17 protein-coding genes are annotated in these 21,478 nt (G+C 71.8%); 8 read left to right on the top strand and 9 right to left on the bottom strand.

What is annotated here, in order from left to right; translation table 11 throughout:
* Position 1: 1 nt before the first annotated feature.
* Genes ACFY9V_RS17430 through ACFY9V_RS17415 form a run of 4 tightly spaced genes read right to left on the bottom strand, consistent with a single transcriptional unit; the run spans position 2 to position 4,183 of the window.
* On the bottom strand, positions 2-604 hold the full coding sequence (locus ACFY9V_RS17430; protein WP_391161804.1) for a GNAT family N-acetyltransferase: 603 nt from the start codon (positions 602-604) through the stop codon (positions 2-4).
* Positions 601-1,812, bottom strand: coding sequence for an alanine racemase (locus ACFY9V_RS17425; RefSeq protein ID WP_391161803.1), 1,212 nt, complete (start codon positions 1,810-1,812; stop codon positions 601-603). The genes ACFY9V_RS17430 and ACFY9V_RS17425 overlap by 4 nt, the downstream gene beginning before the upstream one ends.
* A gap of 8 nt (positions 1,813-1,820) precedes the next feature.
* Positions 1,821-3,140 carry a DUF6271 family protein gene (locus ACFY9V_RS17420; RefSeq protein ID WP_391161802.1) on the bottom strand — a complete coding sequence of 440 codons (1,320 nt, stop codon included), beginning with the start codon at positions 3,138-3,140 and terminating at the stop codon, positions 1,821-1,823.
* Positions 3,122-4,183: a phytanoyl-CoA dioxygenase family protein gene (locus ACFY9V_RS17415; protein ID WP_391161801.1), complete on the bottom strand. Its 1,062-nt coding sequence runs from the start codon at positions 4,181-4,183 to the stop codon at positions 3,122-3,124. Before ACFY9V_RS17415 ends, ACFY9V_RS17420 begins: the two co-directional genes overlap by 19 nt.
* Before the next feature lie 569 nt (positions 4,184-4,752).
* Here ACFY9V_RS17415 and ACFY9V_RS17410 point away from each other — a divergent pair.
* Positions 4,753-6,264 carry a glycoside hydrolase family 3 N-terminal domain-containing protein gene (locus ACFY9V_RS17410; protein ID WP_391161800.1) on the top strand — a complete coding sequence of 504 codons (1,512 nt, stop codon included), beginning with the start codon at positions 4,753-4,755 and terminating at the stop codon, positions 6,262-6,264.
* 136 nt (positions 6,265-6,400) lie between these two features.
* Positions 6,401-7,363, top strand: a complete 963-nt coding sequence (locus ACFY9V_RS17405; RefSeq protein WP_391161798.1) for a helix-turn-helix domain-containing protein — start codon at positions 6,401-6,403, stop codon at positions 7,361-7,363.
* Positions 7,364-7,458: 95 nt separating this feature from the next.
* Here the strand turns inward: ACFY9V_RS17405 and ACFY9V_RS17400 are convergent, their stop codons facing one another.
* From ACFY9V_RS17400 to ACFY9V_RS17380, 5 genes are all read right to left on the bottom strand, one after another.
* A complete protein-coding gene (locus ACFY9V_RS17400) occupies positions 7,459-8,928 on the bottom strand; it encodes an FAD-dependent oxidoreductase (RefSeq protein WP_391161796.1) in 1,470 nt (489 codons plus the stop codon).
* On the bottom strand, positions 8,925-9,221 hold the full coding sequence (locus ACFY9V_RS17395; RefSeq protein ID WP_391049958.1) for a 2Fe-2S iron-sulfur cluster-binding protein: 297 nt from the start codon (positions 9,219-9,221) through the stop codon (positions 8,925-8,927). Before ACFY9V_RS17395 ends, ACFY9V_RS17400 begins: the two co-directional genes overlap by 4 nt.
* On the bottom strand, positions 9,205-10,446 hold the full coding sequence (locus tag ACFY9V_RS17390; protein WP_391161795.1) for an FAD-dependent oxidoreductase: 1,242 nt from the start codon (positions 10,444-10,446) through the stop codon (positions 9,205-9,207). The genes ACFY9V_RS17395 and ACFY9V_RS17390 overlap by 17 nt, the downstream gene beginning before the upstream one ends.
* 104 nt (positions 10,447-10,550) lie before the next feature.
* Entirely contained in the window at positions 10,551-11,552 is a 1,002-nt protein-coding gene (locus ACFY9V_RS17385) for a proline racemase family protein (RefSeq protein ID WP_391049962.1), read from the bottom strand.
* Positions 11,549-12,457, bottom strand: a complete 909-nt coding sequence (locus ACFY9V_RS17380; RefSeq protein WP_391161794.1) for a dihydrodipicolinate synthase family protein — start codon at positions 12,455-12,457, stop codon at positions 11,549-11,551. Before ACFY9V_RS17380 ends, ACFY9V_RS17385 begins: the two co-directional genes overlap by 4 nt.
* Before the next feature lie 441 nt (positions 12,458-12,898).
* On the opposite strand from ACFY9V_RS17380, the gene ACFY9V_RS17375 reads away from it, so the two are divergent.
* The 6 genes from ACFY9V_RS17375 to ACFY9V_RS17350 all read left to right on the top strand — a co-directional run bounded on the left by ACFY9V_RS17375 (position 12,899) and on the right by ACFY9V_RS17350 (position 21,465).
* Positions 12,899-13,552 (top strand): FCD domain-containing protein, encoded by a 654-nt coding sequence (locus ACFY9V_RS17375; protein WP_391161793.1) that lies wholly within the window; start codon positions 12,899-12,901, stop codon positions 13,550-13,552.
* 313 nt (positions 13,553-13,865) lie between these two features.
* On the top strand, positions 13,866-14,942 hold the full coding sequence (locus tag ACFY9V_RS17370) for an ATP-binding cassette domain-containing protein (RefSeq protein WP_391161792.1): 1,077 nt from the start codon (positions 13,866-13,868) through the stop codon (positions 14,940-14,942).
* Between the two features lie 99 nt (positions 14,943-15,041).
* Complete coding sequence (locus ACFY9V_RS17365) at positions 15,042-16,223, top strand: substrate-binding domain-containing protein (RefSeq protein ID WP_355348418.1); 1,182 nt, start codon at positions 15,042-15,044, stop codon at positions 16,221-16,223.
* A gap of 118 nt (positions 16,224-16,341) precedes the next feature.
* The gene (locus tag ACFY9V_RS17360; RefSeq protein ID WP_391161790.1) at positions 16,342-18,135 is read left to right on the top strand and encodes an ABC transporter permease subunit; all 1,794 of its coding nucleotides are present in this window, start codon (positions 16,342-16,344) and stop codon (positions 18,133-18,135) included.
* A gap of 88 nt (positions 18,136-18,223) precedes the next feature.
* The gene (locus ACFY9V_RS17355; RefSeq protein ID WP_391161789.1) at positions 18,224-19,819 is read left to right on the top strand and encodes a DUF885 family protein; all 1,596 of its coding nucleotides are present in this window, start codon (positions 18,224-18,226) and stop codon (positions 19,817-19,819) included.
* On the top strand, positions 19,816-21,465 hold the full coding sequence (locus ACFY9V_RS17350; protein WP_391161788.1) for a gamma-glutamyltransferase: 1,650 nt from the start codon (positions 19,816-19,818) through the stop codon (positions 21,463-21,465). Before ACFY9V_RS17355 ends, ACFY9V_RS17350 begins: the two co-directional genes overlap by 4 nt.
* Positions 21,466-21,478: the final 13 nt, after the last annotated feature.

The raw sequence follows: 21,478 nt of genomic DNA, 5'->3' as shown, positions 1-21,478 counted from the left end.
GTTATCCCACTTCGTTTCGCGTTGGTGCCCCGCTCAGCAGGCCGCTGGTCGGCGTCGGACTCTCGACGGTCGGCGCGGTCGGCAGCGCCATGGACATGTACACCGAACCGGCCCCGTAGCTCTCGGAGTTCACGACCTCCTTCTGGGCGACGAAGCCGTTCGCCGCCCAGAAGGTGTGACTGCCGCCGACCGCGACGAGCGACATCTGCTCGTATCCCTGCCGGAGCGCCCGCCCGGTGAGGTGGTGCAGCAGGCGTTTGCCCAGGCCCCGGCCGCGCAGATCCTCGGCGATGACGAGGTCGTGCACATGCAGATTGCGCGAACGGAAGACCACCTCCTCGCCGCGGGCGAGGTCGGGCGCCTGCGAGACCGGGTACGGCAGCGCCAACAGGTAACCGGCGAGCCGCTGTTCGACGTCGAGGACGAAGCACGTCGTCGGCGACGCCCACGCCTTCGACTCCAGCGCGGCCCGCCCCTCGGACAGACCGAGGGAGGTGTAGGCGGCGGCTTCGAGCGCGACGAGGTCCGCCCAGTCGCCGTCGCCGACAGGGCGGACGCGCGCGTTCTCCGTCACCGCGCGCCGGGATGTCTCGCGGTCGCTCACCTGTCGTGCTCCTTCCGCGGGCGGCCCGGCCCGTCGCCCGCGCCGCGTACGCACACGTACGGCAGCGGGCTGAAGCCGTTGAACCCCTGGGTCATGTAACTGACGGCGTAGGCGCCGCTGGACAGCACCCACACCGGGTCGCCCGACACGACCGACTCGGGTACCGGGACCAGGCTGTGCTCGCGCGAATAGGCGTCGTCGCTGTCACAGGTCGGACCGGCCACGGTGGCCTCGACGCGCGGGGTGTCGGGGTGGGTGGGGAAGACCAGCCGGTACTGCAACTCGTCCATCTCGTACAGGCCGTTGAACTTCCCGCAGCTCAGGTAGAGCCAGCGGTGGGCCGTGCCGTCCGCCGCGTGCCGGGTGGACAGCCGGGAGACGTGCGCCCGGACGGCCCCGTGGTCGGCGACCAGATGGCGGCCCGGCTCCATCACGAAGCCCAGGCCGTCGCCCGCCGCCTCCCGGCACCGCTGCATGCCCTCGCGGATGACGGCGAAGATCTTGTCGATCGGCGGGTCGAGCGGCCTGCCGCGCTTGTCGAGATAGCCGAGCGCGGGCAGGCCGCCGCCCAGATTGACGTACCGCGGCGGCATACCGCGCTCGCCGAGCACGGTCAGCGCGTCGACCAGTTGCTCGAACGCCCGCTGCCACGCCTCGGCCGTCATCTGCTGCGAACCGACGTGCACGGAGAGCCCGGCCGGCCGCAGCCCGGACTCCCGCGCCTTCTCCAGCACGGCCAGGGCGTCCTCGGCCGAGCAGCCGAACTTGTTGCTCAGACCCCAGAGCGCTCCGTCACCGTCGGTCGCCAGCCGGCAGAACACCCGCGAGCCGGGGGCGTGCGCCGCGACGGCGGCGACGTCCTCCAGGCTGTCGGTGGCGAAGTCCCTGACACCGAGGCGATAGGCCGCCGCGATGTCCCGGTCCGACTTGACGGTGTTGCCGTAGTGAATTCTCCCGACCGCGACGCCGGAGCGTACGGCCTGCTCGATCTCGTTGATACTCGCCGCGTCGAATCCGCTGCCTTTCGCGACAAGACAGGCGAGCACTTCGTCCACGGGACAGGATTTCATGGCGAAGCGCACCGCGATTCCCGGCAGCTCGCGCAGCAGGGAATCGTAGCGTTCCTCGATACCGCTGAGATCGAAGACGATCCGGTCCTCGGCGCTGGCCGAAAGAGCGGCGAACAGTGAGGCGTTCTCGTGCGTCATGTGCGGCGTCAGCCAGGCAGCCGCTGGAGTGTGTCGAGACCCGTTTCTCTGCTCGCCCGAATCATCGCCGACCACGTTTCCGTCAACAGGGCGTAGTCCTCGATGTCCCCGCGGGCCTCGTCCAGCAACCGCTCGCGCCGCTCCGTGAGCGAGTCCGCGAATTCCGCGTACCTGCCGCCGAGCTTGCGGTAGGACCGGTCGAGGATGTCCAGCCGCTCCACATTCTCCGCACGGTCCAACAGGGCGCTGTCCCGCAGCAATTCGGCGACCGCGGCCACCCGTATCCGGTGGTCGTCGTCCAGCAGCGCGGAACCGGCCTCGGCCATCCGGTCGTACACGGCGTTGAGATACAGCATCGACAGGAAGAATTTGGCGAAGCGCAAGTGATACGCCATGAACCCGGCGTCCGTCTTCCGCTCACCGGTGTGGTAATTGACGATGTTCCGGTTGTGCAGGACACCGGGCAGCGTCGCGTCGTGGACGAGGTGGATCAGGAAGTAGTCACTGCCGATCGTGTCCGTCGCGGGCATCAACGGGACCTGCTCGTGGACCCCGTGGAAGGCGATGTTGCACATGTCGACCCGCATCGGGTCGACCAGGGTGAGCGTCGAGTGGTCGCCCGCGAAGGGCTCGTGGCCCGCGCCCTTGAAGGACTCGTCGACCAGTTCGCGCTTCTTCCGCGACGACCAGTGGACCGGCGCCCACAGCCCGACCACGTCGTAGTAGGCGTCGCGGTCGAGCCGGTGCATCTCCTCGATGTCGACGGACATCTCGCCGATGAAGGAACTGCCCACCATGGAGACGGTCTTGCCGGTGTGCGCGTCCGCCAGATCGGTCTCGGTCACCCCGGCCGCCGCGTCGCCCGCCCGCTTGCCGAGCGACAACAGCTCATGGTGGACGGGGAAGACCGGCAGACCGTCCACGGACTGGTAGCGGCTGTCGGAGTCCCTGCGGTGCACGGACTCGCAGCCCAGCGCCGCGGCGATCAGGAACGCGCGGTTGGTGCAGGCGCCGTACGAGAGCCCGGCGGGCAGCATCAGATCGAGCAGCAGCTCGGGCTTGTCCGGCGCGGCCCGCTCGATGACCCGCCGCAGGAAGTCGCGCTGCTCCGCCTCGCCGAGGTGGTGCACGACGACGCCCGGTACGGCCGGCAGACCGCGCACGACCCGAGTGTGCTGCTCGCGGGCTCCGGCGTCGGAGGAGTCCAGGACCAGCAGACGCACCTCGACGTCGAAGTGCGTGGCGGCGTGGGCCGCCTCCTCGTGCACCGCCGATATCGTTGTCGCGCAGGGCCTGTTGGTGGGAAGCGTCAGGCAGATTCGGCGCATGTCCGCTCCCCGGTCCCCTGGTCCGCGGACGGCTGCTTCCAGGAGTCGCGGCCCAGCAGCTTGGCGCCCAGGTCGGTCAGCTCCGCGGGTCCGTACCGCAGGGACTCGTGCCGGGTGGCGTCGCCGACCAGCGTGCCGTTCCACTCCGGAGTGCTGAGCGTCCGCCAGGAGTTGACGCGCGAGTCCCGCAGTTCCTGGTGGGACTCCAGGGCGGGCATCATCGAGAGGTACTGGGCGGCGCGTACGCCGCTCTGCGAGGTGTTGGGCGCGACGCCGTGCGCGAGCAGCCCGTTCCAGATCAGCAGGTCACCGGCCTTGAGATCGGGCTGGATGACGGGGTATTCGGCGCGGTCGACGCTCGGCCGGATCGGGTCGCGGTCCTCCGGCTGGAGCGCCTTCCACTCCTCGAACCGGTGGAAGAGGTCGGGCGCGCACTGGAAGCCGCCCTGGTCGGGCTTGGTGTCGTTGAGCGCGATGATCCCCTGGACGCGCTGCGGGAGCACCTCCAGCGTGGTGTCGATGTCCCAGTGCAGCGTGATGTCGAAGCCGCGCTCGGTCGGCGCGATGTGGGCGCGGTCCCGGTTCTTGATGTTGGGCGGGTTGAGGTTGAGCCGGTCCAGCGTCACCCACAGCTCTTCGCAGTCCCATACGTCGACGAAGGCGTCATAGACGCGCTGCGACTGCCGGCTGTCCCACATGAGCTGGTGCTGGTAAGCCTCGACGAAACCGTAGATGTGCAGTTCCCTGTCGAGATCCGAGCGGAACTCCCGCTCCTCGTACCAGGTGTCCGGGCGGGCCGGATCAAGTCCCTGGAAATTCCAGGCGAATTCCAGGAGCTCGTCGGCCGCGACGGCGGGTATCGCCTGCCGCACCACGACGTATCCGTAGGTCTGCCAGAAAGTGAAGTCCTCTTCCGACAGCACACGGAGTTTCTGTGTCTTGCGGAGGTTCCGCAGCGGAGTCGGTGTGAGGTAGGTCTCGCCGTCCGAGCTGAAGTACGGGCGTTCGGAAGAGGCTCGAAAAGAATGATCAGGCGCCGACAAAGCAGTCGCTCCAGGGTTCGGTTCTCTGATGCGGATCGCCCCCGGGCTTTCCTTCGGCCGGGACGGATCGGCCGTGTGGGGACAGGCAATCGCGTCCGGTGCCGAGAGTGGTTCTGGGCGACCGCCACTACATGTGCCTACGTCAAAGCACGGCGGAACCGTGCGTTGCCGTCGGTGGGCGAGTGGGTGCGTACGGCAACGGACGTTCGCAACTTGCCCATCATTCATGGCACTACGCCGCGCTTGTCGCTCGCTGAACTCGCGTCCCACTAAAATGGATTAGACCAACCGCCCATGTCAACCGTGGAGTTGACGTGCCGCGCCGCCCGAAGGCGGCGATTCGGCCACCTCGTCGCCGTGCGCGATCCGGGCCCTACCACGGGTGACGCGGCTTCCCCGGCGGCGACGGACCAGGTCAGGCGCGGTCTCCCGGACGCCCCGGCCGATGTGGCCGGTGTACGTGCGTCAGGCACTTGACACCCCAGATCACGCTGGGCGAGTATCCGGATGGTCTGTACCAATGTCCGCCGTGTCACAAATGCGTTGGCTCTACGTGGAAGGCCCAGTTGATGTCCTCCAGCACGCCCGACAAGGAGCTGCGACGACTCGCGCTCTCCGTTCTCCAGCCCGGCTTCGTGGGGACGGAGGCGCCGGAGTGGGTGCTGCGGGCCATCGGTGACGGCCTGGCCTCCGTCGTCCTCTTCTCGCGCAACATCGCCTCGCCCCAGCAGGTGGCCCGGCTGACCGCGCAACTGCGCGCCGAGAACCCCGCGTTGATCATCGCGATCGACGAGGAAGCCGGGGACGTCACCCGTATCGAGTCCTCGACCGGCTCCACCCGGCCCGGCAACTTCGCGCTCGGCGCCGTGGACGACCCCGACCTCACCGAGTCCGTCGCCCGCGACCTCGGCCGCCAACTGCACGCCGCCGGCGTCAGCCTCAACTACGCGCCCAGCGTCGACGTCAACTCCAACCCGGACAACCCGATCATCGGGGTGCGCTCCTTCGGCGTCGACGCCGGTCTGGTCGCCCGGCACGCGGGCGCCTGGATCCAGGGCCTCCAGTCGGCCGGAGTCGCCGCCTGCGCCAAGCACTTCCCCGGCCACGGGGACGTCGCCGTCGACTCCCACCACGGCCTGCCCAGCTACGACGCCGACCTCGCGACCATCGCCGCCCAGGCCCTGCCGCCCTTCGAGGCCGCCGTCCGCGCCGGCGTGCGCGCCGTGATGAGCGGTCACCTCCTCGTGCCCGCCTACGACCCGCACGTTCCGGCCACCCTCAGCAGCCGCATCCTCGACGGGCTGCTCCGCAAGGAACTCGGCTTCGACGGCCTGATCGTCACCGACGCCATCGAGATGGGCGCCGTCACCGACCGCTACGGCATCGACGGCGCCACGGTGAAGGCCGTCGTCGCGGGCTGCGACGCGGTCTGTGTCGGCGGCGAGAACTCCGGGGCCGACACCGTCGACCTGCTCACCGACGCGCTCGCCGACGCCGTACGGTCGGGCGACCTCACGCAGGCGCGGCTGGAGGAGGCGTCCGAGCGGGTCCGCGCCTTCGCCGAGTGGTCGACCGGCCTGGCGCGGGCGGTTCCGGTCAATCCGGTCAGCGGCGACATCGGTTACGTCGCCGCCCGCCGCGCCATACGCCTCGGCGGCTCCGCGGGCGACGTCCTCCCCCTGACCGCGCCCCCGCACGTGGTCGAACTGGTGCCGTCCACCAACCTGGCCATCGGCAAGGAGACCCCCTGGGGCGTCGCGGCCCCGCTGCGCGAGCGGCTGCCCGGCACCACCTTCGTCCGCGTCCACCACCAGGAACTCGCCGCCGACGCCGCCCTCCTGGAGTCGTACGCGCTCGCGCCCGCCGCCGGGCGCCCGCTGGTCGTCGTCGTCAGGGACGCCTCCCGCAACAAGTGGATGGGCCGCGCGCTCGCCGAACTCGCCGGGGCACGTCCCGACGCGATCGTCGTCGAAATGGGCCTGCCGGGCGACTCCGTCCAGGGCGCCGCGCAGATCTTCACGCATGGCGCGACGGCCGCCTCCGGTGTCGCCGCGGCGGAAGTCCTGGTGGGCGTGCGGTAGTCGGGCCGGGCCCCGGCGGGGTCCGCGCCTTGGGCGGGTCCGACGACCACCGGGGGATACTTGGCCCGAGGCGGTCCGCGGCCGGAGACTCCGGGACGCGGCCACCGCGGTCCGAGGGGGAGCCATGATGCGGACGATGTTCGATCGTGACGATCTGTCGCCGCCGGACCGGCTGGCGGCCCTCAACGAGCTGTTCGTCACCAGCGAGCACCCGATGAGCCTGTCCAGCCGGGAGGCGGAGGACTTCAGGGCGTCGGCCAGGACCGTCGACCTCGCGGCGGTGAACGTGGTCGAGCTGAGGGTCTCGCCCTCGCAGGTCGTCCGCACGCCGAAGATGGTCCGCCAGGCGGATCCGGAACTCCTCTGCCTGGCCATGGCGCCCTCGGGCAAGCTCGTCATGAGCCAGCTCGGCCGCGAGGCGGTCCTGGAGTCGACGGACATCGCCCTCTACGACAGCTCGCGCCCCTTCGGACTCCAACTCGGCGCGGGCGGCGAGCCCACCACACTCGTACGCGTCCACATCCCGCGCGCACAGCTCGGACAGCCCGCCGACCGGATCGAACGCCTGCTGGCCCGGCCCCTGCCGGGACAGGCCGGGTTCGCGGGCATGCTCGTGCACTTCCTCACCGGCCTGACCACGCAGGCGGCCTACCGCCCCGACGACCTCGGGCGGCTGGCCCGTATCTCCGAGGACCTGCTCACCGCCGTCGTCGCCCACCACCTCGACGCGGAAGCCGCCCTCCGCGAGGACTCACGCGGACGCACACTCCTGCTGAGCGTCGAAGCCTTCGTCCAGCAGCATCTGCACGACCCCGACCTCTCGCCGACCCACATCGCCGACGCCCTGCACGTCTCCGTCGGCTACCTCCACCGGCTCTTCACCACGCGCGAGACCACCCTCGCCGCCTGGATCCGCCGCCTCCGCCTGGAGCGCGCCCGCCGCGACCTGCGCGACCCCGCCCTCCGGGATCTCCCCATTCACCGCATAGCCGCCCGCTGGGGATTCAAGGACCACTCCACCTTCACCCGTTCCTTCCGCACCGCCTACCACCTCTCGCCCCGCGACTACCGCCACGCGACGGGGAGCAGCGAACCGTAAACGGCTGGGCTCAGCGGCACCATGTCGTGCCGCATGCCTGAGGACGCCATGCCTGAGGTCGCCATGCCTGAGGACGCCGTGGCTGAGCGCGCCTCCTACGCGTCAGGACCGCCCCCGTCGCCGTCCCCGTCCGCCGCGGCGATCTCGCCCAGCGGCACGGGGAAGGCCAGCGGGCGGGTGGCCAGGCCGCGGTGGTCGGCGGCGGTGGCGGGGCGGCCGGTGAGGGCGGCGCTGATCGCGGTGGTCGCGAAGCCGCACACACGGCCCTGGCATATGCCCATACCGGGGCGGGCGAGCTGCTTGAGGGTGCGCGGGTCGTCCGCGCCCAGCGTGCGGTGGGCCTCGTCGAGCGCCGCGAAGGTGACCTCCTCGCAGCGGCAGACGACCGTGTCGGGCGTGAGCCACGCCGTCCAGTGCGCCGGGACCGGATGGGCGGTGTGCATCGCCGCGGCGAAGCGGCGACCCCGCCGAATGCCCGACCGCAGACGGCGTACGGCGCCGCGGTCGTAGGACCTGCCTAGATCGGCGGCCACGGCGATCCCGCTCAACCGGCCCTCGCGCAGGGCGAGCGCGGCGCCCCCGACCCCGGTGCACTCCCCGGCGAGGTAGACGCCGGGCACGCTCGCGCGCTGCCACGCGTCCACCACCGCGACCAGTGAGCCGTCCACGTCCACCCGCGTCCGCGCGCCCAGCGCCAGCGGCAGTTCGAGAGCGGGGGTGAAACCCCAGCCGAGCGCCACCAGATCCGCCGCGACCTCGGTGGCGCGCGCGGTGACGGGGCGGCCGTCGCGGCCCAGCGGCGCCACCCGGACCGCGCGGACGCGCGTCCCGCCGAGGATGTGGGTGACGACGGTCCTCGTCCGGTACGGGATACGGTGGCGCGCCAGCAGCGCCGCGTACCGCGCCGCCTCCACCGCCTTGGCCGGTTCCCGCGCCGCGCCGCCGGCCTCGCGCAGCCAGCCGCGCAGCGCGTTCGCCTCGCAGATCAGGGGTACGTCCGCCCCGGCCGCGGCGAGGCCCGTCGCCACCGGGAGCAGGAAGGGGCCGGTCCCGGCCACCACGGCCCGCCGCCCGGCCAGGGTGCCGTCCGCCTTGAGCAGCGCCTGCACGCCGCCCGCCGCCATGACACCGGGCAAGTCCCAGCCGGGAATGGGCAGTTGGCGGTCGTATCCGCCCGGACAGAGCACCAGGGCGCGCGCGGCCACCGTCACGGCCGGTGCGCGGGCCGTGTCGTGCGCGGGCCGGGTCCTGAGAATGAAGCCGTCGGCCCCGCGCTCGGCCCGCCAGACCTGCCGGCCGTACAGCGTCCGTACCCCGGCTCGGGGCAGGCGATCCGTCAAGTCCGCGTACGTGCCCAGGTGGTGGTGTCCCTCGTCGGCGCGCGGTCCCCCCGGTCCGTGCCGCCAGAACTGGCCGCCGGGGCGCGCCGCCGCGTCGACCAGGACGACGCTCAGCCCCGCCTCGGCGGCGGTCATCGCCGCGGCCAGCCCCGCGGGACCCGCGCCGATCACCGCGACCTCGGCCCGTGCGACCTCGGCTTCCGCCGTCGTGGCGGCGCCCGTCATCGGTCGGCGCCTTCGTACGTGGCGGGCGCCGTCTCCAGCCGCATGCCGTCGGCCGCCGGCACCTGGCAGGCGCGCTGGTCGCGGTGGCCGTCCACGGTGATCAAGCAGTCGAAGCAGACGCCGATCCCGCAGAACAGGCCGCGCGGTCGGCCCTCGACGCGGGTCGACCGCCAGGCGACGATGCCCGCCGCCATCAGGGCGGAGCCGACGCTTTGGCCCTCGCGGGCAGGGACGGGCCGGCCGTCGAGGAACACGGTGCAGGGCGCCGCGAGGTCGTCAGCGTGAGGGGGCACGGGGTTCCTCCTGCGGTTCCTCGGTGGGCGGGCTGGTGTCGAAGCGCTCGGGGGCGAAGGGCGCGAGGTCCAGCGGTACGGCCTGGCCGGTCAGCGCACCGACGAGCAGGCTGGCCGTGCCCGCCGACAGACCGATCCCGGCGCCCTCGTGCCCGCAGGCGTGCCACAGCCCCGGCGCCCGCGGGTCGGGGCCGATCACCGGCAGGTGGTCGGGGCAGTAGGGGCGGAAGCCGACGTAGGAGCGCAGCGCCGGGACCGAGGCCAGGAACGGGAAGAGCGCGATGGCCTTGCGGGCCAGCGCCGCGGGGACGGCGGGGGACAGCCGCCGGTCGAAGCCGACGCGTTCGCGCGAGGAGCCGATCAGGACGGTGCCCGCGCGGGTGCCCTCCACCACGGGCGACGTCTGGAGTGCGGCGTCACCGCTGGCCACATCGGCGACGTACTCTGCGGCGTAGACCTTGTGCCGGATGACCAGGGGGAGCGGCCGGGTGACCAGGACGGCGCCGCGCCGGGGGAGCACCGGCACCCGTACTCCGGCCAGCGCCGCCACGTCGCCCGCCCACGGGCCCGCCGCGTTGAGCACGGCCGGGGCGTGCACCGGACCGCGGTGGGTGTCGACGCCGGTGATCCGTCCCCCGGACGTGCGGAAACCGGTCACCTCCGTGCCGGTCCTGACCCGCGCGCCCGCCTCACGGGCCAGGCGCAGCAGGTGCGCGACGACGAGCACGGGCTGCACCTGGGCGTCCTGCGGGTAGAACGCGCCGGAGACCAGCTCCCGCGACAGCAGCGGTTCGTAGCCGGGCAGTTCGTCGCCGGACACCTCGACCGCCTCGACGCCGAGGGTGCGCTGATGCCGTACGAGCGTGGCCAGCGTCCCCGAACCCTGCGCGGTGGCGGCCACGACGAGACCGCCCTTGGGCTCGTACTCCCACAGGCCGGCGTGTTCCGCGAGGTCGTCACGCCACACGCGCAGCGAGAGCAGGGCCAGATCGAGTTCGGGGCCCGGCTCCTTGTCGGAGACCAGCAGATTGCCCTCGCCCGCGCTGGAAGTGCCGCCCGCCAGCGGACCGCGGTCCAGGACCGTGACGTCGAGACCGGCGCGCGCCGCGAAGTACGCGGCGGCGGCCCCGATCACGCCCGCGCCGATGACGACGAGGTCCGCGGTGTCGGACGCCGTGGCCGGGCGCGGCGCCGTTCGCGACGCGGGCGGGTGCGGTGTGCGCATGGCGGCCTTCCCGGTCGCAGGTCAGGGGCGGGGCGTGGGGTTCACGGGCGGGTGCGGACGCGGGGTCCACCGGCGGGTGCGGGCGGGGGTCCACCGGCAGGGCACTACAGGAGGAATCCCGCGGGAAAGGGGTCGTCGGGGTCGAGCATGTACTGGGCGGTACCGGTGATCCATGCCCGCCCGGTGACGGTCGGTACCACCGCGGGGACGCCGCCGACCTCGGTCTCCTCCACCAGACGGCCGACGAAGCGGGTGCCGATGAACGACTCGTTCACGAAGTCGGTGTCCAGCGCGAGCTCCCCGCGGGCGTGCAACTGCGCCATCCGCGCGCTGGTCCCCGTACCGCACGGGGAGCGGTCGAACCAGCCGGGGTGGATGGCCATGGCGTGCCGGGAGTGGCGGGCGGTGGAGCCGGGCGCGGTGAGATAGACGTGGTGGCAGCCGCGGATGTCAGGGCGCTCCGGATGGACCGGTTCGTCGGCCTCGTTGATCGCCGCCATGACGGCCAGGCCCGCCTCCAGCAGCCGTCCGCCCTCCCGCCGGTCGAAGGGCAGGCCGATCCGCTCCAGGTCGACGACGGCGTAGAAGTTGCCGCCGAAGGCGAGGTCGTAGCCCACCTCGCCGAGGCCGGGCACGGTGACGGTCCGGTCCAGCGCGTGCGCGTAGGAGGCGACATTGCGCAGCGTCACCGACCGGGCGGCGCCGTCCTCGACCGCCACCTCCACGGTGACCAGCCCCGCCGGGGTGTCCAGCCGGATCACGGTGACCGGCTCGCGGACCTCCACCATGCCGGTCTCGACCAGCACGGTCGCCACCCCGATGGTGCCGTGGCCGCACATGGGCAGCACCCCGGACACCTCGATGAACAGCACGCCCCAGTCGGCGTCGGGCCGGGTCGGGGGCTGGAGGATCGCACCGCTCATCGCGGCGTGCCCGCGCGGCTCGTACATCAGCAGGGTGCGCAGATCGTCCTTGTTGGCCATGAACCACGTACGTCGCTCGGCCATGGTGCCGCCCGGCAGGACGCCCACGCCGCCGGTGATCACACGGGTCGGCATGCCCTCGGTGTGGGAGTCGACGGCGTGGAAGACGCGCCGCGCCCTCATCGGCAGCCCTCCGCGACCGCGGCCTTCGTCAGCTCGGTGATCCGCGCGGCGACGTCGTCGGGCAGCGGGCCGCGCGGCGGACGGCAGGGGCCGCCGTACCGTCCGGCCATATCCATGGACAGCTTGATGGCCTGGACGAATTCCGTCTTGGAGTCCCAGCGCAGCAGCGCGTGCAGCGAGCGGTAGAGGGCGATTCCGGCCGGTACGTCGGCGGGGTCGTCCGACGTGATCAGGCGGAACATCTCGACGGTGGTGGCCGGGAAGGCGTTGGTGTAGCCCGCGATCCAGCCGACCGCGCCCGCGAGCCCCAGCTCCAGTACCATGTCGTCGGCGCCGACGATCAGGTCCAGGCCCGGCGCCGACTCGGCCAGCAGATAGGCGCGGCGCGGATCGCCACTGAACTCCTTGACCGCCACGATCAGATTCTCGGCGTGCAGTTCGGCGAGCAGGTCGGGGGTGAGGTCGACCTTGGTGTCGATGGGGTTGTTGTACGCGACCACGGGCAGCCCGACCCGCGCGGCCTCGCGGTAGTGGGCGACGACGTCGGAGCGCGAGGCCCGGTAGGAGTTGGGCGGCAGCAGCAGGACGGAGGCGGCGTCGGCCTCCGCCGCCCGCTCGATCCACCCGCAGACCTCCCGCGACCCGTACGCGGCCACGCCGGGCATCACCCCGAACCCCTCGGGGGCCGCCTCGATCGCGGTCCGCATCACGCGGGTCCGCTCGTCGATACTGAGGGTCTGGTACTCGCCGAGCGAACCGTTGGGGCACACGCCGTGGCAGCCGCCGTCGGCCAGGAACCGGACGTGCTCGCCGTACGCGTCGAGGTCGACCGAACCGTCGTGGCGGAACGGGAGCGCGGTGGCGACGTAGACCCCGTGCCAGGGCTGCGCCTGGGTGTCGGGCATGCGGTTCTCCTCACGGGAAGGGCGGACGCGCCGCCTCGGCGGTGCGAGGACGACGGGGGCCGGGCGGGCGAACGAGCGCTCGCGGGCCGCGCGTTGGGCGCCTGGACGCTGACGGGGGCGCCGCGACGGGAGCCCGGATCGGTGGTGCGCAACGGGCTACGGACCGGCCGCCGGGACCGTGGGCGCTGCGCTGTCACAGTAGCTGTGCAATGGCACTGACGCCAGACCCCGACGGATCTTCGAGCGAACAGCGCGAGGACGTGCGCCTTTGCCCCTTTCGTTCCCGGCTCGCGCGTCCGTGGATATCATTGCGCCGCACAATGAAACCTCATTGACCCTCCGCCCTGTCGCCGCCGTACCCCGCCCGGCTGTCATCCTGACCTCGGACAGGCGATGCGCCGGCCGAGCGGCGGGGCGCGGGAGAGCCGAAGGGCGGGGCACGTGAGCGGTGGGCAGAGCGTCGACGGCCGGGAGACCCAGCGGGACCGGGTGCGCAACGAACTGCGCGCCGCCGTGGTCTCCGGGGACCTGATCCCGGGCGCGGTCTACTCCGCTCCCAGCCTGGCGGCGCGCTTCGGCGTGTCCTCCACCCCGGTGCGGGAGGCCATGCTCGACCTGGTCAAGGAAGGGCTCGCGGTGGCCCAGCCCAACAAGGGCTTCCGGATCACCGAGGTCTCCGACCAGGACCTGGACCAGATCACCGCCGTCCGCCTGCTGATCGAACCGCCCGCCGTACGCGCCGTCGTCCCGCTGGTCCCCGCCGCCGACCTGCCCCTGCTGCGCACGCTCGCCGAGCACATCGTCGTCGCCGCGCGCGCCGGTGACCTGGTCGGATACGTCGAGGCCGACCGGATCTTCCACCTCACGCTGCTGGGCTACACCGGCAACCGGCACCTGGTGAACGTCGTCGCGGGTCTGCGCGCGCGGACCCGGCTGCTGGGCCTCGCGCCGCTGCTCGCCGACGGCAGCCTCGTCGAGTCGGCGATGGAGCACCACCAGCTCACGGACTTCGTGGAGTACGGCGACGCGGTGGGCGCCGAGCTGATGATGCACCGGCACATCGGGCATGTCCGGGGGCTCTGGGCGGCGCGCTGACGTCCCTTCCGTCCGCGTAACACAGGTTTTACCGGGCGGATCGGACGAAATTTTCTCCCCGCCCGGCGGCGCTCCGCGCGGGCTCGGCCCCGTGCGGCCCGGGGGAGTCAACTCGCAGGTGGCGGGCGGGCGTTGAGCGCCCGGACGACGATTTCCCGACCCGCTCGCGAGCCCGGTCGGATGGCTTGAACGGTGCCCTGTGCGTCGTCGCCGATTCAAGAACTTCGTGATCGACCGTTGACCGCACCCTTGTCGCTCACTTAGCGTCCTGCTCACCCCAGTGGAAGCCAAGTTCCAATGAATGGAAGTTCAGGTGAACGCTGTGAACCCGGACGATCCGTCGGCCCTCGACGCCCGATTGACCAATGTCAGCAAGACCTACCCCGGCGGCGAGACCGCGGTGACCAGCATGAACCTCGGTGTCAGGCGAGGCGAGTTCTTCTCGCTCCTGGGACCGTCGGGATGCGGCAAGTCCACCACACTGCGGATACTCGCCGGTCTCGAACAGCCCACGGAAGGCACCGTCGCCATCGCGGGCAAGGACATGACCGGAGTGCCGCCCAACAAGCGGCCGACCAACCTGATCTTCCAGAGACTGGCGCTCTTCCCGCACCTCACCGTGGCCGAAAACATCGCTTTCGGTCCGAAGATACGCCGCCAGTCACGGGCGGAGATCCGGTCGACCGTCACCGACATGCTGGACCTGGTCGACCTCGCGGGTTACGCCAACCGCAAGCCCGCCCAGTTGTCCGGCGGCCAGCAGCAGCGGGTGGCGATCGCCCGCGCCCTGGCCAACAAGCCCGCCGTACTGCTGCTCGACGAACCCCTGGGCGCGCTGGACCTGCGGCTGCGGGTGCAGATGCAGCGCGCCCTGAAGCAGATCCAGCAGGAGTCAGGGACCACCTTCGTCTTCGTCACCCACGACCAGACCGAGGCGTTCACCATCTCCGACCGGATCGCCCTGATGAACCAGGGCCGTGTCGAGCAGGTCGGGCGGCCCGACGAGCTCTACGACCGCCCCGCCACCGAATTCGTCGCCACGTTCCTCGGCGACACCAACATCATCCGCGGCGCCGTCGCCGACCGGGTGCTGCGCGCGGACGGCTTCACCTGCCGCACGCCGGGGCCCGGCACGGCGCTGTCGGTCCGGCCCGAGGCCATCGCCATGCGGCCCCGGCTGACCAGCGCCTTCGACAACCGCTTCACCGCCCGCGTCACGGACCTGACCTTCCAGGGAGCCAGCATCCGCTTCCAGGTGGCCGTCGCCGACTCCAGGCAGGAACTGGTCGTACAACTCCCCGCCAAGGACGCACGGGGGATCGCCACGGGGGACGAGGTCGAGATCGGCTGGCCGTCCGACGCCGCCGTCATGCTCGGCGCCGACTCGTAGGACTCGTCCGCGCGACGGGCCACCGGGCCTGTCCGCGCGACAGTCCCGGCCGAGCGCGGGCCCACCACCAGAAGTGCTGTGACCACCCAGGGAGAGACCATGCACAGCAACACGGGCAGATCGAACGGGGACAAGGCGGCGGCGGCCGGAGCCGCGTCGCCCGCAGGGGAAGGCACCGGCCGTACCCCGGTGTCGCGGCGCTCGCTGCTGACCGGCGGCGGCGCGGTGGCGGCCGGACTGTTCCTGGCCGCCTGCGCCTCGAACAAGCAGCCCGGCACGTCGGCGAGTTCGGGCGCGGGCAAGGGAGCGGGCAAGAAGCTCACCATCACCATGACCCCCTTCGCGGGCGCCGATCTCGGCCTCATGCCCAGGGAGTTCGCCAAGGAGTACCAGGACAAGCACCCCAACGTGCAGATCAAGATCGACGACACGCTCAACCTCGCCAAGCAGACCGCCGCCTACCAGGCGAACCCGCACAAGCCGCTGAACAACCTGGTCTTCTCCAACGGCGGCGCGACGGCCACCGGCAAGGCCACCGGTATGTACCTCAAGCTGGACTACAGCAAGATCCCCAACACCTCGCAACTGCACGCCCAGTTCGTCGAGCGCGACCACTGCGGTGTGGTGTTCGGCGCCGACCAGATGGGGCTGGTCTACAACACCAAGACCTACCCCAAGGGCTTCGCGTCCTGGACCGACCTGTGGTCGCCCGACCAGCGCGGAAAGCTCTGTTTCTTCACCATCCCCTGGTGGGCCATCGGCATGGCCGCCAAGCTCAACGGCGGCGGCTGGGACAACATGGACCCCGGCTTCAAGCTGTGGATCGAGCACGCCAAGAACATCCGCACGATCGTGACGGCCAACCCCCAGTTCCTCAACGTGCTCTCCACCAGCGAGGCCCCGCTGACCTCGCACTACCTGGGCACCTCGACGGCCTGGCACGCCCAGGGCGCGCCGCTGGGCTTCAGCCGCCCCACCGAGGGCGCCTTCTTCGACCCGGTCGGCGTCAACATCAACTCCGGTTCCTCCGACGACCAGCTCGAGGTCTGCTACGACATCGTCAACGAGATGCTCCAGCCCAAGTGGAACCAGCGCTGGGTGGACACCTCGGTCGAGATCCCCGCCTCCAGCACCTCCAAGCTGACCCCGAAGCTCCAGGCCATCCCGGCCATCGCCGCCGGCGCCGACCAGAAGTTCGTGGACGTCGACTGGGACACCGTCGGCAAGAACATGGCCGCCTGGACCGCGCGGTGGAACGAGGAAGTCGTCTCCAAGATCTGACGGCCCCGTTCGTACGACTCAGTTCTTACGGCTCAGCTCTCACGGACAGGTTCCGACAGCCCGGTTCTCACGGCTCAGCCCCGACGACGTCCACCCCACGACCGGAAGGACCTGCACGATGGCGGACAACCCTCCAGGCGGCATACGAGAAGCCGCCCCGGTGAGCGGGGCGGCGACGGCCACGGCGGAGAGCCCGGCCCCGGAGAAGCCGGGACCCCGCCGAGCGCAGCCCAAAGCCTTCACCGGCAAGGGCCGCGACCGGCGCACCGCACTGCTCCTGCTCGCGCCCAGCATCGTGCTGCTGCTCGCGGTGTTCGCCTTCGCCATGGAGTCGCTCGTCGAGTACTCCCTGCAGAAGTACCAACCCGGTGGCGTCAACACCACCAACACCCTGGCCACGTGGACGAAAGTCCTCACCAGCTCCTACTACTGGTCGGTGATCTGGCAGACCGTACTCGTCGGTCTGCTGGTCACCGCGATCACCGCGGTCGTCGGCTACCTCACCGCCCTGGCACTGCACCACACCAAGCGGACCGGCTGGCGCAACGCCGGATACGCGGTGGTCTTCTCCTCGCTGGTCTTCTCCGGCATCGCCAGCGTCTACGCCTGGCAACTGCTGCTCGGCCAGGAGGGTTTCCTCAACTCCGCGCTCGGCCTGTTCGGCATCGGCCCCGTCCACCTGCTCTACGAGCGCAGCGCCGTCGTCATCGCCCTCGTGCACACCCTGCTGCCGCTGATGGTCCTGCCGATCAGCAGCACCTTCCGGCAGATCGACGGCACCCTCGCCGACGCGGCCGACGACTTCGGCGCCTCCCGCTGGCGCACCTTCCGCTCGATCACCCTGCCGCTGAGCGCGCCGGGCCTGATCGCCGGATGCCAGCTCACCTTCGCCCTGACCATCTCCAGCTTCACCGCCCCCAGCCTCCTGGGAGGCGGGCGGGTCGCGACCCTGTCCACCAGCATCTACTCCCTGGTCGGCACCACGGACTATCCGGGCGCCTCCGTCTGCGCCCTGGTGCTGCTGATCCTGGCGCTGGTCTCCACCGGAGCGTTCGTCCTCCTCCAGCGCCGGTTCGCCGAGGCCGACCAGGGCGGAGTCACCATCAGCCCCTCGCCGCCCCGCGGCATCCGCGGACTCGGCGTGTGGATGGCCGTGCTGTACGCCTTCCAGCTCGTGCCCGCCGCGATCGTCGTGATCAGCTCGCTGTCGTCGGTCTCCTACGGGGTATGGCCGCCGCCCGGCTTCTCCACCCGCTGGTACACCAACCTCTACCACCAGGACGGCGTCATGGACGCCTTCGTCGGCAGCCTGTGGATCGGGGCGCTGGTCGCGGTGCTCGCCGTCCTGCTCGGCTCCGCCGGCGCGGTCGCCTTGGTCCGCTACCGCTTCCGGGGCAGCGGGGTGGTGCAGTCGGCGCTCTTCTCACCCGTCGTGGTGCCCAAGATCGCTTTCGGCTTCGCCGTGTTCATGCTGCTCGCCCGGGCGGGTCTGCCCTCCGGCAGGTGGGCGGTGGTCCTCGCCCACACCGTGGCGACCGTGCCGTTCGTGATCGTGCTGCTGTCCGCCGCCCTGACCCGGGCCGACCGCACCCTGGACTACGCGGCGATCGACCTCGGCGCCTCGCCGCTGCGCGCCTTCCTGCGCACGACGCTGCCGCAGATCGCGCCCGCCCTGCTCATCAGCGGCGTCTTCGCCTTCCTCGTCAGCTTCAACGAGATCGACCTGTCGATCTTCCTGCTCACCTCCGACCAGCAGACCCTGCCGGTGTGGATGTACGGCTACCTCAACAACTACCAGGACCCGACCCCCGCGGCCCTGTCCACGATCATGACCGCGCTGTCGGTGCTCGTCGTCGGACTCGGCGCCCTGCTCCTGCGTGTCGTCCAGCGCGGCCGACGACTGGAGCTGTGACCGACCGCCACCACCGCATCGGGCCACGCCGCACCCGCGTCCGCGTACCCGCACACCACCCGCCTTCGTACGACCAAGGAGACCACCGATGGCTGAGCTGTTCCCACGGCTGCGCCACGTCTGCGACCTGGACGCCGCCTACCTGCGCGAATACTCAGGACTGCACGACGAGTACGACGGCACGATCGTCGACCTGTCGCCTGCCGGGGTGGCCTCGGCGCTGGCCGCGCTGGGCGGTCCCGCGCTGGACGACGCGCACGACGAAGCACAGCTCGCCGCCACCGAGAACGCGATGCGGACCCGGTTCGGCCGTATCCGTCAGCACCGCTGGGACCCCTGGGTCCACATCGAGGCGCTGGACCTGTCGCCGTACGACCGGCCCTACGACGACGAGGCGGTACGCGTGCGGGCCAGGCGCCGCCACCTGCGGCTCTGGCCGGACGCCGTGGACAACGCGATCGAGGCGCTGGACGAACTGTCGTCCTCCGTCGCCGGGATGTTCCTGCCCGCGGCGCGCGGAATGGCCGCCGAGGTCCGCGCCGACGACGGCGAGGACGGCGTACGCGCCCTGGCCGCGCTGGAACGGCTGACCGCCCACCTCGAACGCGCGGCGCGCGAGGCCGCTCCGGCAGCGGGACTCGGCAGGGCCGACCTCACCGCGCTCCTCGGCTGCGAGGACCGCGTCCCGGTGGACCTGGACGAACTGGCCGCCATGGCCGACAGCGAGTACGCGCGGATGAGCGACATCCTGGACGACGCCGCGGCCCGGCTCGACCCCGCGGGCGCCGACGACCCGGCCGCCAGGACCCGGCGGCTCAGCGCCCGGGTGCGCGCCGACCACGGCGACTTCCCGCGCATCCTCGCCGACACCCAGGCCCAGGTCGCGTTGGCCGCGCGCTTCGTGCGCGAGCGCGAACTGGTGCCCATCGTCGACGAGGCGTGCGTCATCGAACCCAGCCCGCCCGCGCGGAGTTGGGCCGCGGGCCGGGTGAGCTGGACCGCGCCGTGGGAGACGCGCGGCCACTCGCTCTTCCACGTGACCGGACCCTCGCCGCACTGGTCGCTCGACGACCACCGCGCCTGGCTGTCCCGGTTCAACCGGCCCGCGATGGCCGTGATGGCCGTCCACGAGATCGGCCCCGGCCACTGCAGCCACGCCCTGATGATGGGCAAGGTCGACCGGCCGATCCGCAAGACGCTCTGGTCCGAGCTGTTCTTCGAGGGCTGGGCGCACTACGCCGAGGAGATGATGTGGGAGGAGGGCTACCAGGACGACAGCCCCCTCTACCAGTTCGGCATGGCGCAGGAAGCCATGATGCGGGTCGTCCGCGTCCAGGCCGCGCTCGGCATCCACACCGGCGCCCTCACCCTCGACGACGCCATCGCCCTCTTCGAACGCAAGGCGTTCCTGGCGGGACCGGCCGCGCGGGCCGAGGCGCTGCGCGGTGTGTGGGAGCCGACGTACATCCGCTACACCTGGGGCAAGGTCCTCATGCGGCGGCTGCGCGACCAGGCGAAGACCGCGTGGGGCAGCGGCTTCACGCTGCCGCGCTTCCACCGTGAGCTGATGGCCTTCGGCTCCCCGCCGGTCGGCCTGGTGGCCTCCGCGATGGGCATCGGCCCGGCGCCGCTCCCGCAGCCGGGTCCTGGCGCACCGGCGGACCAGGGGAGCGGACCGGCATGACGGCGGGCCAGCGGCCGGTCGTGGACCGGGCACTCGAACAGGGGCGGAAGGACTCCGCCCACGGCGGCACCGCCATGGTCTCCGCCATGCACCCGGCCGTCGCCGACGCGATGCTCGACGTCCTGCGGCGCGGCGGCAACGCCATGGACGCGGTGCTCACGGCCGTCCCCCTGCAAGGCGTGGTCGAACCGCAGATGACCACCCTGGCCGGTGGCATGTCCGTGCTCTACTACGACGCCGCCCGGCGCGCTTACGACTACATCGACGGCGAACTCGACCACACCCGCGACAGCCCGCCGGTCTCCGCCACCTGGGACCACTACGTGACGGTGGACGGCGCCCTCGGCGCTTCCTCCGGCCGCCGCGTCGCGGTCCCCGGCGCGGTCGCGGGCATGCACCTGGCCATGGAACGCCACGGCAGCATCCCCTGGGCCGACTACTTCGCACCCGCCGTCGAGGTCGCCGCCGCCGGCTTCCCGATGTACTCCTTCCTGTACGGCGAGGCATTCGAGGCCGCCGCGGGCCGGTTGGCGGCGCACCCTTCGGGCCGCGCCGAATTCCTGCCCGACGGCCACGTACCGCCCGTCGGGGAGCGGCTGGTCCGCCCGGCGCTGGCCGAGACGATGCGGCGGATCGCCGCCGACGGCCCCGACTACGTCTACCGCGGCGCGTGGGCGTCGCGCTTCGTGGCCGCGGTCCGCGAGACCGGCGGCACCGTGACCGCCCGCGACCTCGACGACTACACCGCCCGCGCGAGCCGCCCGGTGCGGCGTGCCTACCGGGACCACGAGATCGTCGGCGCCCCGCCCCCGTCGTCCGCGGGCATCCTCATCGGCCTCGTGCTCGGCATCCTGGAACACTTCGACCTGCCCGCCCTGGGCCACTACACCCGCGACGCCGAAGCCCTCGAAGTGCTGCGACGCGCCATGGCGTTCGCCGAATTCTTCACCGAGCGCTTCGTGAAGGACCCGCTGTCCTTCGACGTCCCGGTGGACGAACTCCTCTCGCCCGACTTCACGGCGTCGCTGGCCGCGCTGATCCGCGGCAACACCCGACGCGACCCGGCGCCCGCGAGCGGCGGTACGGTCCGGCCGCCCGGCGCGCCGCACACCCACAACACCGACCACGTCGTGGCGGTGGACGGCGCGGGCAACATGGCGTCGCTCACCCACAGCGTCTACGGCACCACCTTCGGCACCGGCCTGGTCGTGGACGGCGTCCACGTCAACAGCGGGAACAGCTTCCCCGGCACCGGCGACGGCGAAGGGCGGCGCGTCCTGTCGCCCTTCCCGCCCACCATGGTCGCCCGCGACGGAACCCCGCACCTGGCCCTCGGGTCACCGGGCCTGTCCGCGCGCGCCACCGCGATCGTCCTGGCCAACCATCTCGGATACGGCCTCGACCTGGCCGAGTCGATCGACGCGCCGCGCTTCCAGGGCGTCCAGACCGACCAGCCGTTCACCGTCGAGGCACGGGTCGACCCGCGGGTGCTCGACGCGCTCGCCACCCGCTACGGCGCCGACGTACGACTGACCACCCCCTACTTCTGGCACTTCGGATCCGTCCACGCGGTGGAAGTCGACGCGGACGGCCACCGCCACGGATACTGCGACCCGCGGCGCCCGGGACGGGCCACGGGATGGTGACCGACCCGCCCGA

Origin of the sequence: Streptomyces sp. NPDC008317, from assembly GCF_042955955.1 — a bacterium.
In the GTDB taxonomy this organism is placed as follows: domain Bacteria; phylum Actinomycetota; class Actinomycetes; order Streptomycetales; family Streptomycetaceae; genus Actinacidiphila.
The sequence above is the reverse complement of the archived record's forward strand: the minus strand, read 5'-3'. Positions and strand labels throughout refer to the sequence as shown.